General features: G+C 36.1%; 21 protein-coding genes. 9 read left to right on the top strand and 12 right to left on the bottom strand.

Annotated features, from left to right (window positions below; genetic code table 11):
* Positions 1–164: 164 nt before the first annotated feature.
* The 7 genes from ACP6L2_RS07605 to ACP6L2_RS07575 all read right to left on the bottom strand — a co-directional run bounded on the left by ACP6L2_RS07605 (position 165) and on the right by ACP6L2_RS07575 (position 4,382).
* Positions 165–374: a hypothetical protein gene (locus tag ACP6L2_RS07605; protein WP_440508654.1), complete on the bottom strand. Its 210-nt coding sequence runs from the start codon at positions 372–374 to the stop codon at positions 165–167.
* Positions 361–975, bottom strand: coding sequence for a methyltransferase domain-containing protein (locus ACP6L2_RS07600; RefSeq protein ID WP_440508653.1), 615 nt, complete (start codon positions 973–975; stop codon positions 361–363). The genes ACP6L2_RS07605 and ACP6L2_RS07600 overlap by 14 nt, the downstream gene beginning before the upstream one ends.
* 144 nt (positions 976–1,119) lie before the next feature.
* The gene (locus ACP6L2_RS07595) at positions 1,120–1,722 is read right to left on the bottom strand and encodes a hypothetical protein (RefSeq protein ID WP_440508652.1); all 603 of its coding nucleotides are present in this window, start codon (positions 1,720–1,722) and stop codon (positions 1,120–1,122) included.
* 5 nt (positions 1,723–1,727) lie between these two features.
* Positions 1,728–2,204: a GNAT family N-acetyltransferase gene (locus ACP6L2_RS07590; RefSeq protein ID WP_440508651.1), complete on the bottom strand. Its 477-nt coding sequence runs from the start codon at positions 2,202–2,204 to the stop codon at positions 1,728–1,730.
* A 3-nt stretch (positions 2,205–2,207) separates the two neighbouring features.
* The gene (locus tag ACP6L2_RS07585; RefSeq protein WP_440508650.1) at positions 2,208–3,287 is read right to left on the bottom strand and encodes a DUF695 domain-containing protein; all 1,080 of its coding nucleotides are present in this window, start codon (positions 3,285–3,287) and stop codon (positions 2,208–2,210) included.
* Between the two features lie 216 nt (positions 3,288–3,503).
* Positions 3,504–3,908: a DUF5606 family protein gene (locus tag ACP6L2_RS07580; RefSeq protein ID WP_344673762.1), complete on the bottom strand. Its 405-nt coding sequence runs from the start codon at positions 3,906–3,908 to the stop codon at positions 3,504–3,506.
* A gap of 15 nt (positions 3,909–3,923) precedes the next feature.
* Positions 3,924–4,382: a peptidylprolyl isomerase gene (locus tag ACP6L2_RS07575; protein ID WP_344673763.1), complete on the bottom strand. Its 459-nt coding sequence runs from the start codon at positions 4,380–4,382 to the stop codon at positions 3,924–3,926.
* Between the two features lie 152 nt (positions 4,383–4,534).
* Here ACP6L2_RS07575 and radC point away from each other — a divergent pair, with 152 nt between their 5' ends.
* Positions 4,535–5,221 (top strand): RadC family protein, encoded by a 687-nt coding sequence (gene radC, locus ACP6L2_RS07570; RefSeq protein WP_440508649.1) that lies wholly within the window; start codon positions 4,535–4,537, stop codon positions 5,219–5,221.
* 87 nt (positions 5,222–5,308) lie between these two features.
* Positions 5,309–6,019, top strand: coding sequence for a pirin family protein (locus ACP6L2_RS07565; RefSeq protein WP_440508648.1), 711 nt, complete (start codon positions 5,309–5,311; stop codon positions 6,017–6,019).
* A gap of 304 nt (positions 6,020–6,323) precedes the next feature.
* Here the strand turns inward: ACP6L2_RS07565 and ACP6L2_RS07560 are convergent, their stop codons facing one another.
* The gene (locus ACP6L2_RS07560; protein WP_344673766.1) at positions 6,324–6,587 is read right to left on the bottom strand and encodes a hypothetical protein; all 264 of its coding nucleotides are present in this window, start codon (positions 6,585–6,587) and stop codon (positions 6,324–6,326) included.
* A 282-nt stretch (positions 6,588–6,869) separates the two neighbouring features.
* On the opposite strand from ACP6L2_RS07560, the gene ACP6L2_RS07555 reads away from it, so the two are divergent.
* Positions 6,870–7,232, top strand: coding sequence for a single-stranded DNA-binding protein (locus tag ACP6L2_RS07555; RefSeq protein ID WP_440508647.1), 363 nt, complete (start codon positions 6,870–6,872; stop codon positions 7,230–7,232).
* Between the two features lie 677 nt (positions 7,233–7,909).
* Here ACP6L2_RS07555 and ACP6L2_RS07550 read toward each other — a convergent pair.
* Entirely contained in the window at positions 7,910–9,322 is a 1,413-nt protein-coding gene (locus ACP6L2_RS07550; protein WP_440508646.1) for an alkaline phosphatase, read from the bottom strand.
* A gap of 137 nt (positions 9,323–9,459) precedes the next feature.
* Between ACP6L2_RS07550 and ACP6L2_RS07545 the strand changes: the two genes are divergently transcribed.
* Positions 9,460–10,797, top strand: a complete 1,338-nt coding sequence (locus ACP6L2_RS07545) for an OmpA family protein (RefSeq protein ID WP_440508645.1) — start codon at positions 9,460–9,462, stop codon at positions 10,795–10,797.
* 227 nt (positions 10,798–11,024) lie between these two features.
* On the top strand, positions 11,025–11,312 hold the full coding sequence (locus tag ACP6L2_RS07540; protein WP_440508644.1) for a hypothetical protein: 288 nt from the start codon (positions 11,025–11,027) through the stop codon (positions 11,310–11,312).
* Here the strand turns inward: ACP6L2_RS07540 and ACP6L2_RS07535 are convergent.
* Positions 11,287–11,856: a lipocalin family protein gene (locus tag ACP6L2_RS07535; protein WP_440508643.1), complete on the bottom strand. Its 570-nt coding sequence runs from the start codon at positions 11,854–11,856 to the stop codon at positions 11,287–11,289. The two genes, ACP6L2_RS07540 and ACP6L2_RS07535, sit on opposite strands and share 26 nt — an antisense overlap.
* Positions 11,857–11,946: 90 nt before the next feature.
* Here ACP6L2_RS07535 and ACP6L2_RS07530 point away from each other — a divergent pair, with 90 nt between their 5' ends.
* Both ACP6L2_RS07530 and ACP6L2_RS07525 read left to right on the top strand, forming a co-directional pair.
* Entirely contained in the window at positions 11,947–12,408 is a 462-nt protein-coding gene (locus ACP6L2_RS07530) for a DUF4268 domain-containing protein (RefSeq protein ID WP_440508642.1), read from the top strand.
* A 10-nt stretch (positions 12,409–12,418) separates the two neighbouring features.
* Positions 12,419–13,210: a S1/P1 nuclease gene (locus ACP6L2_RS07525; protein WP_440508641.1), complete on the top strand. Its 792-nt coding sequence runs from the start codon at positions 12,419–12,421 to the stop codon at positions 13,208–13,210.
* A gap of 89 nt (positions 13,211–13,299) precedes the next feature.
* Here the strand turns inward: ACP6L2_RS07525 and ACP6L2_RS07520 are convergent, their stop codons facing one another.
* A complete protein-coding gene (locus ACP6L2_RS07520) occupies positions 13,300–13,668 on the bottom strand; it encodes a hypothetical protein (RefSeq protein WP_440508640.1) in 369 nt (122 codons plus the stop codon).
* Positions 13,661–14,323, bottom strand: a complete 663-nt coding sequence (locus ACP6L2_RS07515; RefSeq protein WP_440508639.1) for a hypothetical protein — start codon at positions 14,321–14,323, stop codon at positions 13,661–13,663. Before ACP6L2_RS07515 ends, ACP6L2_RS07520 begins: the two co-directional genes overlap by 8 nt.
* A 108-nt stretch (positions 14,324–14,431) precedes the next feature.
* Here ACP6L2_RS07515 and ACP6L2_RS07510 point away from each other — a divergent pair, with 108 nt between their 5' ends.
* Both ACP6L2_RS07510 and ACP6L2_RS07505 read left to right on the top strand, forming a co-directional pair.
* Positions 14,432–15,646, top strand: coding sequence for an MFS transporter (locus ACP6L2_RS07510; protein WP_440508638.1), 1,215 nt, complete (start codon positions 14,432–14,434; stop codon positions 15,644–15,646).
* A gap of 653 nt (positions 15,647–16,299) precedes the next feature.
* A complete protein-coding gene (locus ACP6L2_RS07505) occupies positions 16,300–18,303 on the top strand; it encodes a M13 family metallopeptidase (RefSeq protein WP_440508637.1) in 2,004 nt (667 codons plus the stop codon).
* The last annotated feature ends 26 nt before the right edge of the window (positions 18,304–18,329 follow it).

Genomic DNA, 18,329 nt, shown 5'->3' with positions numbered 1-18,329 from the left:
ACAAAGCATGATGATTAGCGGTATGTAAAGCCATCTGAACATAGTAGTATAACCGCTAATTTACATAAATGTTTAATTTCTAAAAGGATAAAATGTGTTTTGCAGGTAAAAATGTTCAGATAGCTTATAAAAAAGACTAACTGTTATTCGATTAAAGGGTTCTTTTATTGTTCCCTTCTTCTTGGAGGAACCTCGCAGGAACCATTGGCTCCGCAGCCCATATTGAATAATGGTAATGCTGTAAACATTATTCCCAATCCTGTAATAATCCATTGTCCGGATTTAATACCTTGGATAGTGATAACAATTCCCATAACAAGTCTTAAAATGCGCATGATGCTCCATTGACTTAGATAATTTTTAATTCTGTACATTTTTCTTCTTCAATTTGATAAATAACTCAGAACCTTTTCGCTCAGGAATGCTATTACTGCTAGGTTCCATAATTTGAAGTTCAAATGATTTTTCGAAAGCTGGACGATACTCTTCTTCATGACCGCCGAAAGGAGGTCCAGGACGTTGGAAATGAATATTGAACAATACACCAGCCAAAAGGCCATCTTCTTTCAATAGGGAAGCTGTTTTACTGATGTAAGCCGGACGTAGGGTAGGATCAATTGCGCAGAAAAATGTCTGCTCCAGAATCAAGTCATAAGAACCCTCATGGTCAAAGAAATCCCCTAATAACACCTTGATATTTGCTTTGCCTTCCATTCTTTTTCTGACATCCTCCACTAATTTGGGTGCAATATCGATCAGCGTAATGTTGGTAAATCCTTGATCCAACAAATAATTGGCTTCATAAGCATTTCCACATCCAGGAATCAGAATGGCAGCATCCTTATTCTCGTAGCCATTCATGAATTCAACAATAGGAGTAGAGGCATATCCTATATCCCAACCCATTTGTCGATTTTCCCATCGCTCATTCCAATATGCTTGATTCAATTGTTGTTTTTCCACGTCCTTATCCATAAATCTTTTCCTTATGCTTTCTACTTTCCTTTCATTTGAATCTATTCAAAGATGCATGAATTAAAAGGAAGTACTTGTAACTTGTGTAACAGAGAAGTTTATTATTCGTACTTATTAACCGCAATTCTCATCAACAAGAAGTTATTAGTTAATAGGATGTGCCTCTTCTATTAATTCTAACTTAATGTTATGTACTTTTCCTCGTGCACTAGATATTTTCCCATCGTAATATCCTCCAGAAAGAACGTTATTAGGATTACTTCTTCGACCAGAATATACATTTACTGATACGTCAAAATCTCTGTTTTCCAAAAGGTCTAAATCTTCTTTGGCGATTTTCATTCCATGCACAATGGCAAAATCCTCTTGCAATAATTCTATATCCTGACTAGCTAATGCTAGCTGACCATCGTTTTTATAGGCTGAGGAATTCTTATCGGCCGGAACACCCAACAAATAGGTGCTAATGATAACCGACTCTTGTGTTTCTTTGATTAGCTTTTTAGATTTTTCTGAAAACTCCAGTTTAATGGCAAATTCAGGAACTTCTAATGAGTCCCCTAAATCTTTCCAAGCCGTATCTAATTTTAGTTCCGTAATATTTGAGTCTACCTGTTTTTCAGGTAAAGAATCTGTAGTCGAATCCGTTTCTTTGGTTTTACCGTTCTGTTGACAGCTGCTACCAAAAATTAAGCTTGCTGTACCTATTAATCCAATTGATAGGATTTGTTTTTTTGAAATAATCATAGTTTTTAAATTATGGGTTGGAATTCCATACTTACTAAATCATAGCCTTCTGCCCAATAGTTTTTTTGACGATCAAATTCTTGGAAGCCATGTTTTCCATAGAACTGATCAGCGAATTGCGAAGTCCTTACGGTGATTTTCTTAATCGAAGGCTTACTTCGAATACAAGCTAACCTATGGATCAATAATCGAGATCCTAATCCTTGCTTGTGGTACTCTGGATGTACGATATCCCAACTTATTTTTGCGGTATGTCCATCCTCATCATAGTTAATTCCTCCTGAAGCAAGTAAATTAGAATTTACCGCTAGTACGAAATAATCTTCAATCTCCTTGTCAAGATAATTTGCTAAATCTTCCAGCTCATTAGGGTGAAAATAGGTTGGAATATTTAAACGAAGCAAATTTAATAGCATCTCTTTATCCTTATTTTCATAAGGCCTAATTTGAATATCCATGGATTTTAAATCTTTTATTTCCATAGTTTAGAAATTAAAGCGCTCAAGTGCTTGCCAATATTTATCCTTAAAGATATCGATGGTGATGTTCAATTTATCTTTATATTCTGCTTCTATCCAATCGGCAATCTTTGAAGCCATTCGGTAATCTTTACAAGCATAATAAATATCACACTGTGAATCTCCTAATTCACGTCCTAAGTAAATGTTTCCTTCCAATATAGGAAGTAATTGATAGGCTTGATTATCTAAGTCACTTAAAAGATTATATTCTTTTTCAGTTGGAAAGCCGACTTCATTTACTTCTTCAAAATGCAGTGTTATAAAAAACATCCAAGGGTGTGAGGCTTTATGGTCCCATTTCATTGCTCCTGTATTGATGGTAGAGATAATTGGAGTTCCATCTTCTAATGTAGCTTCATACCCCGCGAATTGTTCCTCAGTAGGGTCAAATGTTATATCTTGATACTTTTCTACAAATTCTTTTTCTCGCCAATCAATATAATCTGGTAGCTTTTCAACAGGAATCTCCTCCGGGATATCATCACCAGGACCTCGAACCTCCAAGCGGTCTATTCGATCGATCATAGTTTCCTCACCTAAGAAGTTATCTAAGAAGATAAAAACACCATTGGTAATTTCATCTGCAAACTCTTCTTGAAAAGGGCGATAAATCATGACCAAATCGATTTCATCTGGATAGGAGGGGTTAATTCTAGGGTAAAAGCTTATTTTGGCCTTATCAAACTCCAAGTCTAACATTCGAATGGAAAATGAACTAACATTGGTTGGCGGTTTCAAGGCCGAGAAGCTCCAATAAGGAACTTCAGGTGCTGTGGCAACCAGTTCTTCAGCAAGATATACCTTGCGGACATTGCCATCCGGTGTGAATACCAGTTTAGCCGAATTCTCTTCTAAACCTATTAAAAAATATAGCCCTAAGTCAAGTTCATTGACTTTAGGGGCTAATAGCGATATTAAATCCTCTTCGACCAACTCGCCTTTCTGCAATGTCTCGTAAAAATCTTGACTATGTTCTTTGAACCAATTCCAAAAAGCTTGGTAATTGGCTTTTTCTAATAAAGGCAGTTCGTAGTTTAAACTCATAGATGTTTTAGAATGTTTTTTAAGCTGAAATGGATTGAAATACCAATTTTCAGCTATTCCCTAAATATAACAAATGCTAACCGAAAAACTAAAGGCTATCTGTGCTATATTAACAAGTCTGGAGGTAAATGTTTTCCTGAAAAATAAAAAAGCCCCATCAATTTGTGATTGATGGAGCTTTTCTATGTTTTGTTTGGTTGTGTACCGTTTCAGTAATTATACTAAAGGTGCCGGAGCTTCTTCGTCAAATAATGGAAGTTCCTTAATGATATTGTACCAAGTAATAACTTTTTTAATATCAGATGAATATACACGATCTTCATCATGACCAGGAGCAACCTCACGGAAGAAGTTACGTAGGGTAGTACCGTCAGCTTTAGGATCAGGAAGTTCTGTAGAATTGGTTTTGATAGTCTCAAAAACATCTAACAAACGGATTTCTTCCTCTTCACCATAAATAGTGATATCTTCTAAAGTAGCCATTTTTGTTGTCGAAAGATTAACTACTGACTTCAATTTAGCCGCATCTAATGTTTCTAAAACAAACCCACCTTTATTCTGTCCAATTAATTTATATAATCCTGGTTTTCCAGTTACAGATACTAATCCTCTTAAATTCATGCTTTCTGTTTTTTATTAATCCTCGATTACTTCAATTCCTAAAATGCGGTCTCCTTGACGAATATCATCAACTACATCAACATTTTCTACAACCTTACCAAAGCAAGTGTGGTTTCTGTCTAAGTGAGCAGTATTATTACGGCTATGGCAAATAAAGAATTGAGAACCACCTGTATTGCGACCAGCATGTGCCATTGACAATACACCACGGTCATGGTATTGGTTTTCTCCTGTTAATTCACAGTCAATCTTGTAACCTGGACCACCAGTGCCTGGTACACCTGTAGCACCTTCGCGTGTATTTGGACATCCACCTTGAATTACGAAGTCATTAATTACGCGGTGAAATGTTAAACCATCGTAGTATCCTGATTTAGCTAATTTAATAAAGTTAGCCACGGTATTTGGAGCATCTGCGTTGTAAAATTCCACAGTCATGTCGCCTTTTTCTGTCTTGATAATTGCTTTACTCATAATATTCAAACCTTTTTGAAATGTTTACAAAGATAAGGTTTCTGTATAAAATCTAAAATGATGTCGTTAACATATTGATAATGAGTTTTGTATATGCTTTTTTCTTGTTATTTTTAAGTAGAAATTGAAGAATAAGTAAAAAAGGTAATTATATGGAAAAAATGGTCATTCGCGAATGGGCAGAAGCTGATAGACCTCGAGAAAAGCTCTTATTACACGGACGAAGATCGGTATCTGATGCCGAATTATTAGCCATTTTAATTGGCTCTGGAAATAGAAATGAATCCGCAGTAGAATTATGCAAAAGATTGCTTGGAAGTGTAAGTCATAATTTGTTAAGACTTTCCAAGTTAGAAGTAAATGATTTATGCCAATTTCGTGGAATTGGTGAAGCTAAAGCCATCAGCATCATCGCAGCCTTAGAGCTAGGTAGAAGAAGACAAGACTTTCAAGAAGAAATTAGAGATGTATTAAACAGCAGTAAGATTGTATATCAATACCTAAAAGATCAGCTCCAAGATCTCCCTCATGAAGAATTTTGGGCAATTTATTTAAATACCGGTTGTAAGGCCATAGACCGGCAAATGATAAGTAGAGGTGGTCAAGATTTCACCCCGGTAGACATCCGAATCATACTGCGCTACGCGCTAAGCAATAAAGCGCATTCGATTATATTGGCGCATAATCACCCCTCAGGGACGCTCCGAGCAAGTGAACCAGATAAGCAATTAACCAAGAAAATTGTTCAAGCTGCTCAACTCATGGATATTCAAGTATTAGATCATTTGATCTTTACGGATTCTGGATATCTGAGTTTTAAGGATGAAGGTCTTCTTTAGCAACAGTTTTCTTATCCTACATCAATGCTGAAAGAAACATTTCTTTTCAACTTTGTGTTATAACTAAATAGGAAGGAAAATATTAAGATGGCAAAATACAGTTTACACCTAGCAGATACGCGTGGAGATGCAAACCACGGTTGGTTACAATCAAAACACTCATTCAGCTTTGCTGAATATTATGATGCAGAGCGCATGAACTTTGGTGCTTTACGGGTATTAAATGATGACCAAGTAGCTCCTGGAATGGGCTTTGGACGTCATCCCCACAGCAATATGGAAATCATATCTATTCCTTTAGAAGGTGAATTAGCACATACCGATAGTATGGGTAATTCATCCGTTATCAAAAAAGGGGAAATACAAGTCATGAGTGCAGGTACTGGTGTTGAACATAGTGAATACAATCATTCTGAAAGTAAGCCTGTAGAATTTTTGCAGATATGGATTATTCCTGAGGAGCAGAATGTTGAACCTCGATATGATCAACAAAAGATTGATTTTGACCAAGCTCATAATAATTTCCTGCAAATACTTTCACCAAATGCAGATGATGACGGCGTATGGATCCATCAACATGCTTGGATTCATTGGGCTGATTTTACAGCTGGCTTTTCTCGGGAATATGTTTGGAAGGACAAGAAAAATGGATTATATGTATTCGTAATTCGTGGTGATGTAGAAGTGGGAGGACAAAAGTTACAAACTCGAGATGGATTGGCCATAGTTGGTGAACAACATGTAACCATTAAAGCCGATACCAAGGCAGAATTTATTCTGATTGAAGTGCCAGTTTAAAACAGGTCCTCTATTTAGAAATCATCTTTACCTTTTCAGTAAGAAAGCATGAAGAATCTAAATTTTTTATATCGACACATTCAATAAAAAATGAAGACCATAAGATTTAATTATAGTACTAAAAGCTGTCTAGAATCCTAGTACAGCTTTTTTATTTAGTGGATACTTCATTTAGAAATATAGCTTTATATGGTAATTTCCACTACATCCAGATATGATAAATTGAATAGAAACTTTATCCCAAACCAATAAAAAAGAGCTGAAAGGATTTTCAGCTCAAGAAAAACAGATGACAAAAAAAGGTTTAGGTATTTGCATTGAGGACTTTTTGTTGTTTGAGGTTTTTATTGTTCTTGACAATTAAGAGCAAACCATTTTCAATCTCTAAAAAACCATATTCATAGCAGAAGAAATATGTCTGACCTTTGTTTGTCAGAATGGTATGCGTATGAAAGTCGAGGGTGAACCCTTCAGTAAGAAGCTTGAATTTATTCACCTTGATCATTTTCTCTTCGCCAAGATATTCCTGAAGAATATTTCTGTTTCTACGGAGTTTGCGATTAATCATTCGCAAAACATTATCCTGGCTACTGTTTTTTCTATTGTTATAGGCATTTCGGCAATTGTCATCACAAAATCGTTTATCTGATCGCCCGCGAATTGTTTTTTGGCATTCATTACATGTTTTGTCCGGCATAGTACTATTTCTATTGTTTTAATCATTTATAATCACTTATAATCACCTATAACCAATTGGTATACGAATGATTTTTAAGGAACTACTGAACTTTGAATTGTGTTTAGAAGCCCTATGGTGGTTAATATAATAAAACAAGATAAAGTTATGATTATGAGTTCATTAAGAAATTCTGTGCAATTGCTAGGACGATTAGGTACAGATGCACAGGTAAAAGTTAGTCAAAATGGTGTTGCCTATTGTATAATAAGGTTTGTGACGAACATCACCTACCTAGATAAGGACAACAAGCAAGTAACCAACTCCCAATGGCATACCCTAAGTGTCTGGGGAAATTTAACAAAACATTTGGAAAAGAAAGGGCAGAAGGGAAGCCTATGGTTAATTCAAGGAAGGCTAGTACACTCCAAATACACAAATAGAAATGGAGAAGAAAAGCAAAGTACTGAAGTTCGCGTAGATCGATTATTATTTCTTTCTGCAAAAGGAGAAAACAGTCCGGCTATGGCTACTTAAATGGATGTTCATAAAAGTTTTCAAAAGAATCAATATTACTTCAAATCTGTGTAATTATTATTCCTTTGATTATTTAATATGGAAGCAGATTAATTGCTGTATGGTCTTGGGCATACAGCAATTTTTTATTATTTGATAAATCGCTTAATTAGCCAAATCACAAGAATCAAGAGAACTAAATCCAAGATTAGATTAATTGGCGTAAAAGATAATGAAAAGCCTGAATTTATATCCGAATTAAAAACAGCACGTTGAAAATAAACCTTAGGAAATCCAAATAAATTGAATTTTCCATTAAGTATACTACTTGTGGGGCCTAGAAAAATAATACTGAATAGTATGTACAAGAAAATCTTAAAAGCCTTCATATTATTAGGATTTGCATTTTATAATTGGTTTTTTTTTCACTTATCATAAGTATTAGCATGAATGGAAAACATCATTCATCCTGTTGAAAATACGAAAAATAACAATCTCAATTTAGAGCATTTGATTAATATTAAAAAGAGAATTTTTAATCCTTCCTAATTGGAGAAAGAATTCTTATCGGTTATATATTAAACTTGTTTAAGGTATATTTATTCAAGAAATTATAAATAAAAAAAAGACATGATTTCTCATGCCTTTTTCGGTCAATGAATATGAATATAAAAACATTAATGTTTACAACCCTTGATTTAAGGCATATTCCATCCAGCGATTTTTGCAACAGTCCTAGGGATATCAACATTATCCATTTTATGGTTAAATTGATCTGCACCTACTCCAATAGCAAAAACTGGAATATAAGCTGCTGAGTGGCCTCCTGAGGCCCAGCTTAATGAACTTACTTTATTTACTGCATGTACTGCCAAAGAAGCGATTTTGTCGTTTGTAGCATATAAACTCTTCTCTGTTTCGTTTTGATGATTTACAAAACTCTTTTCATAAGCTGCGAAAATTTCTTTTTCTTCTTTCTCTGCAACCTTAATAGCTTTCCATAATCCTGTATGTTGGCTTAAAAGCTCTTTCACTTGATCCCAGCTTGCTGAAGGATTCTTCGTTCTGAAATCGTTAATAATAGCTGATAAAGCTCCTTGAGATATTTTTTGATTGGCAAGATTATTCAATCGTAAGGTTGAACTACCATTACCTACTGCCAAACCACCAGTTTCATGGTCAGCAGTAACTATAATTAAGGTTTCTTCTGGATGCTTCTCATAGAATTCATATGCTTTGCTAACAGCCGAGTTGAAGTCTAGAACCTCTTGAACAGTAGTTGCACCATCATTTGAATGACAAGCCCAGTCAATTTTACCACCTTCAACCATTAAAAAGAAACCATTTTTGCTGTCTTTTAATGATTCAATTGCAGCTTCTGTGATTTGAGTTAATGTAAGGTCACCAGGTTTTTGATCAATAGCATAATTTAAGGATACTGCATCAGCACCTTTGTTATTCATCAAGATGGTTTTTGCTTGTTTGTTTTTAGCTTGTTTGTATTCATTAATTCCATGGAAAAACTGATAACCTGCTTTTTCTAATTGAGGAAGTAATGATGCAACTTCTTCTTTTTTAGCATTGGTGGTTGGTTTTAAGAAACCAGATCCGCCGAAGAAATCGAAATTTGATTTGATGATATCTAGGCCAATTTCATAATACATATCACGGTCTGGTTGATTGGCATAAAACGATGCTGGCGTGGCATGGTCAATACTTACCGAGGTGGTAATGCCTACCTTCATGCCTTTTTCCTTAGCCAAATAAGCAATGCTTTTATAAGGTTTTACGCCGGCACTATCCATGGCAATAACACCATTTTTTGTTTTGTAACCAACAGCTAAAGCCGTACCACCAGCACCAGAATCAGTTACTCCATGCGAGAGCGAATAGGAGGTCGCAAAGGTAGCATGTGGAAATTTACTGAATACTAAAGGGACGATAGCATGTTGCTTTTTTTGTGCCGCTAGGAATAGTTCCGCTGAATTTACTTGGCTCAGACCCATTCCATCTCCAATTAAAAAGAAAATATATTTAGGCTGTTTCTGTGCGTAAGCAAAACTTGTAAATAAGGCTAGGGCTAAAAATAATAAAGATAACTTTTTGTTCATTTTAAAATATGCTGTTTGATATGCTCTGTTACAAAATTAAGGTTATCTTGTTAAGATAATATTAATTTAATTATAAGTGCAATTGCAAACAAAATATTACATCGGTTGTTTGTTGAATATCACTAATAGCACATATTATGGAAAACCGATTGCTAAACGCTGCCCGCTCCTTGATTACTGGAGAAAGCATTGACCGCCTAGCGGCAAATGAGGGTATGACAAATGAAAAAGTACAACAAGGCCTTGATGCCTCACTACCTTCTTTATTTTTAGGCTTGCAACAGCAACCTGAAGGAGCACTTCAAGGCATATTAGATCGTTTCAAAGGTATGTTTACCGGAACGAATGAACCAGGACAAGATATTAATGTCCCACTTGACAGCCCTAATTCAGGTTTTGGTGAGCAAGTACAAGGAATCATCGGACAATTGTTCGGAGGTAAGCTTGATTTTGTTCTTGAAAAACTTTCTGGATTCTTAGGAACGAATTCCGGGTCGGTCATGAACATTCTAAAATCAGCGATTCCATCCGTTATTTCTGCGATTACCATGAATGGTGTCAACTGGGATGCTAACCGTATTGCTGGAGAATTAAACGAACAAAAGTCTGGATTTTTATCCGCTCTACCTGCTGGCCTTTCCCTAGGTTTGTTCGGAGATGCTGCTTCCAATGTTGGACATGCTATCCCGACACATACAGAACCAGTGGTAGACCCAGTTAAGGATGTTCTAGTGGAAGACTCTGTGGTGCCAATGCGTGAGCGTGTTGATCCCGTTGGACCAATCCGTAATCCGAATGAACCAGTAGTACATCAAGAAGAACGTAAAAAAGGTGGAGGCCTTTGGTGGCTTTTGATACCATTGCTGTTATTATTATTATGGTTTCTTTTCGGAAAGAACTTCCGAAATGACGATAAAGATAATGCAGTAGACTCTACAGCTATGATGACTCCTTCGGATACAATGGCCGTTGATAATTCTGCCGTTACATCTGGAACTCCGGTAAGGGAATCCATTATGGTGACATTGCCAGATGGCAAAACACTGAATGCTTATAAAGGCGGTATTGAAGATCAATTGGTACAGTTCGTAAATGCAGGATATAGCAATATGACTGAAGAAGATCTTAAAAACCGTTGGTTTGATTTTGATAACTTGAATTTCGAAACAAACACTTCGAATATCCTTCCAGAAAGTCAAGTTCAGGTGGAAAATATCGCTGAGATATTAAAAGCTTATCCAGATTTGAAAATTAAAATCGGAGGATATACCGATAAAACAGGTGATGAATCATACAACAAGAAACTTTCCAACGAGCGCGCAGTTGCGGTTAAGAATGCTCTTGACGCAAAAGGTGTAGGTGGTCAGGTAATTGAGACAGAAGGCTATGGTTCTGAATTTGCGAAATTTGATGCATCTGCTCCAGAATCTGATCGTGTACAAGATCGTCGCGTATCGGTATCTGTTCGTAAATAAGCTTGGTTAATTGAAAAAACCTAAAGCGTTTTAATTAGACGCTTTTATATACAACCATAACGCTAGACTTCGTGTTTAGCAGATTAGGGATAGGAAATCAATCGAATTGATGGACTATCCCTAATTCTTTTGTATAAAAACCAACTTACGCCTTCCATAGAAATGGATGTTAAAATTAAGATAAGCTTTAGTACTTTTGTGACATGCTAAATCCTGTCCAAAAAAACATGCTTCAAGATGACTTTGAGAAATTTATAAAGGCACTTCCACAAAAGGGGAGTAATTTAGATTTTTCCTTATTTGGAATCTACGCAGGATCTATCCTAAACTTCTATGTAGGCAGTGCCGTCATTGCTGCGGAGGATAAACAGGAAGCAGCACTGCAATTGTGTCATTTGTTTAATGCTGGCCTAGGCAATGTGATTAGTAAGCCTGATCTTAAAGAAATGGCAGAAGCCATTTCTCAAGATACGACCTTAGACTATTCTGTTATTCAACCGGTATTTGGCCTGTAGTTTCGAGGATATCCCCCTGTTCAGTCCACGTTAATTTTGAAACATCATAGCCACATGCAGTAGCATAATCTAAATATACTTTTTTGCGGTCCTCTGAAAGTTCCTTTGATCTCGAAAGAATCCATATGTAATCCAAATTGTCCCCAAATATTAAGGCATCTTCATAATTTGGGTTCAGCTGAACAATGTTATATCCGGAATAAAATGGCCCAAAAAAAGATACTTTTAAAGCGCCTTCCGTTTCACTTCCTACAAATTTTGCTTTTCCGATACTTTGCTTTAATTCGCCAGTGTTTTGGTCAATGCCCTGATTGATCACTTTTACCGTTCCATTATCGTTGAATTGGTATTCAGCAGATACGTTCCGTAAATTTTTCTCGTGTTTGAAATCCAGTCTGGCAATCTCATACCAATTTCCTAAATATCGTTTGATATCGAAGTTGCGAACAACTTCCACCTTGGATTTTACGGGTTTTAAATAATTATAAATTACCGAGCCTATGGCTACAGCAGAAAGGGCGATCAGTGATTTTTTCTTATCCATTGTAATTTTTTAATATAAAACTGTATATAAAACAACGTAAAGGCCAGAAAAGTTTAAGGAGATTCCTAGCTTTGCCTTAAAATTAGTGAATTGTACTCAAGAGAAGAAGCGAAAAGGATAAAGGAAAATTTTTGGACAAGCTTTGGGCAGTATATGTCCGTCGTTCCAAGTTCAGATGGTACTAAGGTAACCTGGGTAAATTACAAAACTGGAATACGCTATCTTTTTTTCCGTATGGAAGCTAGCAATAAAGTCGCACAAATAGCTATTGAGATTGCCAATCCAGATGAAGGTATTCGTGCCTTGATATTTGAACAGTTTCTACAATATAAAACGATCCTAGAAGATGAACTAGGAGAGGAGTGGATCTGGGATTTGGATTTTTATGACGAATACGGCAAGGCAAAAGCAAGAATATTTACCGAAATCCGAGGAGTATCGGTTTTCAAACAAGAAGATTGGCCAAGCTTAATTTCGTTCTTTAAACCAAGAATCATGGCTTTAGACAGTTTTTGGTCCACAGCACAATATGGATTTGATATCTTTAAATAATAAACAGTATATGAAATTAGTAGCTAGAATCCTCGTATTCTTTACCTTCTTGACCGCTAGTCAGGATGTATTAGCTTGGGGCACAACAGGGCATCGTGTCATCTCGGAGATTGCCGAAAAACACCTTAGTAGAAAGGCAAAAAGAAACATTGAAAAACTTATTGGCCATCAAAAATTAGCCTATTGGTCGAACTGGGCAGATTTTATTAAGTCCTCTCCTGACACACTAATTAACCGAACAGGCACTTGGCACTTTTTAAATACGCCAGGGAATTTGACCTACGAACAATTTCTTGTAGCATTACAAAACTCGCCAGAGGAAAACCTATACAAAGCTTATAAACGTGTTAGGCAACAAGCAAACGATAAAAACCTAAGCCTAGAACAAAGGCAACAAGCTTTATATTTTGTGGTTCACCTTTTAGGAGATGCTCATCAACCCATGCATGTGAGTAGAGCAGAAGACCTTGGTGGAAACCGAATCCCTATTACTTTCTTTGGTCGTGAGGGCAATATACACCGTGTTTGGGATAGTGATTTGGTGGATAATGAAAAATGGTCTTATACCGAATATGCTCGAGTATTGGACTATGAAAAAGAATTCTACAAACAATACAGCAATTCAACTTTTGAAGAGTGGTTGTATGAATCGCATAATTTGGCGAATGTAATTTATGATGATGTAGCGAAAAACAATAAGCTATCTTACGACTACATCTTCAAATTTAAGGCTCCAATGGAAGCTTGTCTTTTGAAAGCTGGCTTGAGATTAGCGAAAGAACTTAATGAAATATTTGGTTAATTTATTGATCAAAATATAAAATAAAAGCGCCATGAATAACATTTCATGGCGCTTTTTTAGGTATTTTATATAAGTGCTATTACAAGAAACTAATTGGATAATGTCCAATCAAAGTATCCGCCTATAGCCCGGAGTATTCCATTCTGAAACTGAAATTGAAAATCGATATAATCTGCAGTACAGCTATCGGTGTCCGAACAGCAAAATCTTCTATCGATTAAAAACTGCAGACGAAAGGAACCCTTTTTATCTATTTCATGATATTTAAAATGCTTAATTTCAATATCGGCGACTTCAGGGCTTCCATCTTTATCCTTTAAATTATCAAAAACAAAGTTTTGTAAGTCCTTGATGACTTCTTTATCAATTAGTTCTGCTAACTGTTGTGGGTTTTCGGGATACCCCTTTAAGGCGTCCTCATTAACATTAAGCTCAAATCTAAACTCTTGACTATCCATGGTCTATAATCCTTTCTATCTGTTGTTCCTCTGCAAAATATGCTTGTAAAAGTTTTATCGTTTTCGTTCGATCATTAAATAAACTTAAAATAGCCTTGCAGACGATGTAATCATTTATCCGCTTCGGAAATTGTTTGTTGTTTTTGTTGAATGTAAGGTCGGAATTCTCCTTTTTTAAACTAAAATGCTGTCTTTGCATTTTCCGAAAATGAATTTCTCCAATTAACACATTCAATTCTTCCTCCCAATAGGAAACGCGATGCTGTATAAATTGTTCAAATAAATAATCAGCTATTTTTTTCTGAATGACATCATTCCCCATATCCATTCGATTTGGGAGACTACAAGTAGCCATATCTCCTTTCCAGAAACAGGAAAATTTTGGTGCCCTCGCTATCTTTACAGCAACCTTACTATCAAATATATTGAGTTGTAAGAATTCAAGGTGCGATACAGAGGAGGTATGAACAAACGGATTTGGTTTCTTAAATGCCCTGACAAAGGATTTTACCTGATCTATACTTTGTAAGGGATGAGCATAGATAATAGGAAGTTCAGGATTCTTAAAATCAAGACTAATACCCGCTTCTGAGGAGCTGATTAATTCATAGCCTTGGCCATCGATTTCCAAATACATATCCTGCAAATTAACCATTTTTAATCATAATATTTATCATGCCTATAAATCTTATATTTCACCTTTTAAGCGATTTCTTCAAATTATGTTCTATTTTTATCAAGACTATTAAATAAAGGTACCCTTATGATTTTTAGCCGTTACGAAGCCATTTTGGTTGCTATGTTGACCATTGTTCAGTTTACTGTAGTTCTAGACTTTGCTGTCATGGCACCCTTAGGTTCCCAATTGATTGATGCTTTAGATATTAGTACCCACCAATTTGGGATATTGGTTTCAGCCTATGCCCTGAGTGCTGGTGCATCAGGCTTTCTTTTGGCAGGTTTCATCGATCGGTTTGATAGAAAGAAGATCCTTTTGATGATGTATGTCGGATTTTTAATTGGCACCATCTTTTGTGCTACTGCACCCAGCTATTATTTCTTAATGGGAGCGAGGGTAGTAGCCGGTATATTTGGTGGAGTCATGTCAGGAATTACCTTTGCTATTGTGACCGATTATTTTCGATATGAAATCCGTGGAAGGGTAATGGGATTTATACAAATGGCATTCTCAGCTAGTCAGATTCTCGGCATTCCTCTAGGCTTATACTTAGCCCATAAATGGTCCTGGCATGTACCTTTTTACCTGGTTGTCAGTATTGGGCTTGTCAACCTCATCATGATCAAACGGTATATGCAACCTATTCCTTCTAAATATAATCCTGAATTATCAAAATCTTACTTTCAGGTTATCAAGCGGATATTTTCAAATAAAAAATACTTGGTTGCCTTTTCCACTACATTCTTTTTAGCCACTGGAGGCTTTTTATTACAACCCTATATAACTCCCCATTTAGTTTTTGATTTGAATTATTCGGAGGAGCAATTACCTTATGTGTTTTTTAGTGCGGGTATTGCTACTCTTATTGGTTCGCCTTTCTTTGGAAAACTCAGCGATTCTTGGGGAAAATATAAACTCTTTGTTTTAGGGAGTATCATGGCAGGGATCTTTATGTTGTGGTTTGTCAATGTTCCTGCAGGAAATATCTTTATGGTTGCCGTGGCTTTTAGCTGTATGATGTTGTTTGTTTCCTCACGGATTATCAGTGCAACAGCAATGATTACAGCCATACCTGAGCCTCAGGAGCGTGGCGCTTTTATGAATGTAAACTCTGCAATTCAACAATCCAGCGGAGGAATTGCTTCTATATTAGGTGGAGCGGTTTTGGTAGATGCTGTGGACGGAAAGGGGTTTCAAAATTTTAACCTGCTAGGCATTATAACCTTTATTAGTATTTTAATCTGTATAGGCCTAATGTACCGTGTTCACCGTATTGTTCAACAAAAAGTGGTGAAATAGATTTGATTTTCAACTCTAATCATAGGGGATATCATGAAGGCAGACAAAAAATAAGCCCCCTTTTCCTTTATCCCTAACACCAATTTTATTAACATATAATTATATTCTGAAAAAGCTGTCCTCAAATCCTTCCACCTTTCTTATAAATTTCTTAAAGGATAGCTCGAATTCTCCAATCACTTGATGCTAAAATCTGTTGTCTTTTGTCTGTAGTCACATCGTCTTTCCAAGGGGTTTGCTAGGGGTTGGATTCGAGAACCCTACGGATCTCCTTCGGAACTTGTTCGGAACTCCTTCGGATCTCGTTCGGTTCCGACCGAACGAGATCCGAACAAGATCCATATTAGATTCGTAAAAATTCCCTTAGAGTTTCGAAGCAAAATGGAGCATATAGCATTCGAAATTAGTGCTGAATTTATACTGCACGTAGCATTATGCCTTGTTAAACTAATTATAAAATTACCTTAGTTATTTTGGATATGATTAGGAGATTGTTGCTGCATCCGTTTTTTTAAATAGGGGGGTGGATTTTTAGGATAAATTTGCATTTCTTTTTTATATATAAAATAGTTACTTCTTGTTATTTCCTAGAATCCTTATGTTTGCATAGGAAATTCTAATTTCTAGATTATTTTTTTACTAATAAGTCTATTATGAAGCAATATGTATTTATGGCTGCCTTGCTTGCTGGTACGAGTTTAAGCTATGCGCAAGAAAATCAGGCCATTAATCTGTCTTATATGGATAAGACGGTTCGTCCGCAAGACGATTTTTACAATTACGTGAATGGTAATTGGATGAAAACTGCACAGATTCCTTCGGATAAAGCGAGCTGGGGATCCTTCAATCAATTGGGCGAAAATACCGATGAAGCAAGTTTGAAAATATTGAAAGAGTCCCTTACCAAGAAGTTTGAAAAGGGTACTGACGGTCAAAAAATTGCTGATCTATACCGTTCGTATGTAGATTTTGATACGCGTAATAAGTTGGGTGTAAAACCTATTCTCCAGCAACTGAGTGATATAGATAAGGTTCAGGATTTGGCTGGACTTTATAATTATTTCTTAAAATATGGTCCAGTAGGTGGAAATCCATTCTTCGGTGGTTATGTATATGCCCACATGAAGAATAGTAATATGAATGCGGTTTATTTAGGTGGTGGTGGATTAGGTTTAGGACGTTCTTATTATCAAAAAGTGGATGAGAAGAATACAGAAACCTTAGGTAATTACCAGAAATACATCAATACTTTATATAGTAAAGTTGACCAGAAGACTCGCGATCTTAAGGGACCGAAAGTTGTTGCATTTGAGAAGGAAATTGCTTCTTTTTTAAAAACTGTTGAGGAGCAACGTGATGCTCAAAAAAGCTATAACCCAGTTGCTGTAAATGATCTGGGTAAGATGGTGAAGAACATGGATGTTGCGAAATATCTTAAAACTGTAGGTTTCAAAGCGGATACGGTTATTATTTCCGAATTGAAGTATTACCAAAACTTAGATAAGATCCTTAACAAAGAAAACCTTCCTGTTATCAAGGAATACTTAAAATTCCATGTTATGGATGATGCGACAGGCTATTTGACCAAAGAACTGGATGAGTTATCATTTGATTTTTATGGTCGTACTTTACGTGGACAAAAGGAACAACGTGCATTAGATAAACGTGGTTTAGCCTTTGTAAACAGCAATGTTGGTGAGCTTTTAGGAAAATTATATGTTAAGGATTATTTCCCAGCAGAAGCAAAAGCAGCTTGTGAGGAATTGGTACAATACTTAATCAAATCATTCCGTGTTCACATTCAGGAATTAGCATGGATGTCTCCAACAACTAAAGAAAAAGCTTTAGAGAAATTATCGAAATTTAAAGTGAAAATCGGATATCCAGATAAATGGAAGGATTATTCGACTTTAGCGATTGGTAATTCATTAATTGATAACATCCACGCAATGCAGTTATGGAGCTTCCAACAAAACTTAGCGAAACAAGGGAAACCAGTAGATAAATCGGAGTGGGGCATGTCGCCACAAACGGTAAATGCATACTACAGTCCATTATTCAATGAGATTGTATTCCCAGCTGCGATTTTACAACCTCCATTCTATGATTACAAAGCAGATGCTGCGGTGAATTTCGGTGGTATTGGTGCTGTAATCGGTCATGAATTATCACATGGTTTTGATGATTCAGGATCACAATATGATGGAAATGGTAATTTGAACAACTGGTGGACTGAAGCTGACCGTGAGAAGTTTGAAAAAGCTGCCGATGCTTTAGTAGCACAGTTTGAATCTTACGAGCCAGTACCAGGTGTATTTGTAAATGGTCGTTTTACTTTAGGTGAGAACATTGGTGATTTAGGTGGTACTTCCGTAGCATTTGACGCTTTACAAATGTACTTGAAAGACAAAGGTAATCCAGGTTTAATTGATGGATATACACAAGATCAACGTTTCTTCCTTTCTTGGGCAACTATTTGGAGAACAAAAACTACAGATGAGTATGTAGTGAATCAGGTGAAAACCGATCCGCACTCTCCGGGTCAATACCGTGCTATAGGTCCAATCATTAATTTGGATGCTTTCCATAAAGCATTTGATACCAAAGAAGGCGATAAACATTATTTACCGAAAGATAAACGTATTGTTATCTGGTAATCAATGATAAAAAATAAAAAGTCCCG

Source organism: Sphingobacterium lactis, from assembly GCF_051951495.1.
GTDB classification, from domain to species: domain Bacteria; phylum Bacteroidota; class Bacteroidia; order Sphingobacteriales; family Sphingobacteriaceae; genus Sphingobacterium; species Sphingobacterium lactis_A.
The sequence above is the reverse complement of the archived record's forward strand: the minus strand, read 5'-3'. Positions and strand labels throughout refer to the sequence as shown.

Bases quoted from the DNA above. Each gene is read 5' to 3' on its own strand.
- ACP6L2_RS07605 (WP_440508654.1), bottom strand. From the start codon at position 374: ATGTACAGAATTAAAAATTATCTAAGTCAATGGAGCATCATGCGCATT.
- ACP6L2_RS07590 (WP_440508651.1), bottom strand. From the start codon at position 2,204: ATGGAAATAAAAGATTTAAAATCCATGGATATTCAAATTAGGCCTTAT.
- ACP6L2_RS07575 (WP_344673763.1), bottom strand. From the start codon at position 4,382: ATGAGTAAAGCAATTATCAAGACAGAAAAAGGCGACATGACTGTGGAA.
- ACP6L2_RS07585 (WP_440508650.1), bottom strand. From the start codon at position 3,287: ATGAGTTTAAACTACGAACTGCCTTTATTAGAAAAAGCCAATTACCAA.
- ACP6L2_RS07550 (WP_440508646.1), bottom strand. From the start codon at position 9,322: ATGAACAAAAAGTTATCTTTATTATTTTTAGCCCTAGCCTTATTTACA.
- ACP6L2_RS07515 (WP_440508639.1), bottom strand. From the start codon at position 14,323: ATGGTTAATTTGCAGGATATGTATTTGGAAATCGATGGCCAAGGCTAT.
- radC (WP_440508649.1), top strand. From the start codon at position 4,535: ATGGAAAAAATGGTCATTCGCGAATGGGCAGAAGCTGATAGACCTCGA.
- ACP6L2_RS07505 (WP_440508637.1), top strand. From the start codon at position 16,300: ATGAAGCAATATGTATTTATGGCTGCCTTGCTTGCTGGTACGAGTTTA.
- ACP6L2_RS07520 (WP_440508640.1), bottom strand. From the start codon at position 13,668: ATGGATAGTCAAGAGTTTAGATTTGAGCTTAATGTTAATGAGGACGCC.
- ACP6L2_RS07580 (WP_344673762.1), bottom strand. From the start codon at position 3,908: ATGAATTTAAGAGGATTAGTATCTGTAACTGGAAAACCAGGATTATAT.
- ACP6L2_RS07535 (WP_440508643.1), bottom strand. From the start codon at position 11,856: ATGGATAAGAAAAAATCACTGATCGCCCTTTCTGCTGTAGCCATAGGC.
- ACP6L2_RS07560 (WP_344673766.1), bottom strand. From the start codon at position 6,587: ATGATTAATCGCAAACTCCGTAGAAACAGAAATATTCTTCAGGAATAT.
- ACP6L2_RS07540 (WP_440508644.1), top strand. From the start codon at position 11,025: ATGCTTCAAGATGACTTTGAGAAATTTATAAAGGCACTTCCACAAAAG.
- ACP6L2_RS07555 (WP_440508647.1), top strand. From the start codon at position 6,870: ATGAGTTCATTAAGAAATTCTGTGCAATTGCTAGGACGATTAGGTACA.
- ACP6L2_RS07600 (WP_440508653.1), bottom strand. From the start codon at position 975: ATGGATAAGGACGTGGAAAAACAACAATTGAATCAAGCATATTGGAAT.
- ACP6L2_RS07595 (WP_440508652.1), bottom strand. From the start codon at position 1,722: ATGATTATTTCAAAAAAACAAATCCTATCAATTGGATTAATAGGTACA.
- ACP6L2_RS07525 (WP_440508641.1), top strand. From the start codon at position 12,419: ATGAAATTAGTAGCTAGAATCCTCGTATTCTTTACCTTCTTGACCGCT.
- ACP6L2_RS07565 (WP_440508648.1), top strand. From the start codon at position 5,309: ATGGCAAAATACAGTTTACACCTAGCAGATACGCGTGGAGATGCAAAC.
- ACP6L2_RS07510 (WP_440508638.1), top strand. From the start codon at position 14,432: ATGATTTTTAGCCGTTACGAAGCCATTTTGGTTGCTATGTTGACCATT.
- ACP6L2_RS07545 (WP_440508645.1), top strand. From the start codon at position 9,460: ATGGAAAACCGATTGCTAAACGCTGCCCGCTCCTTGATTACTGGAGAA.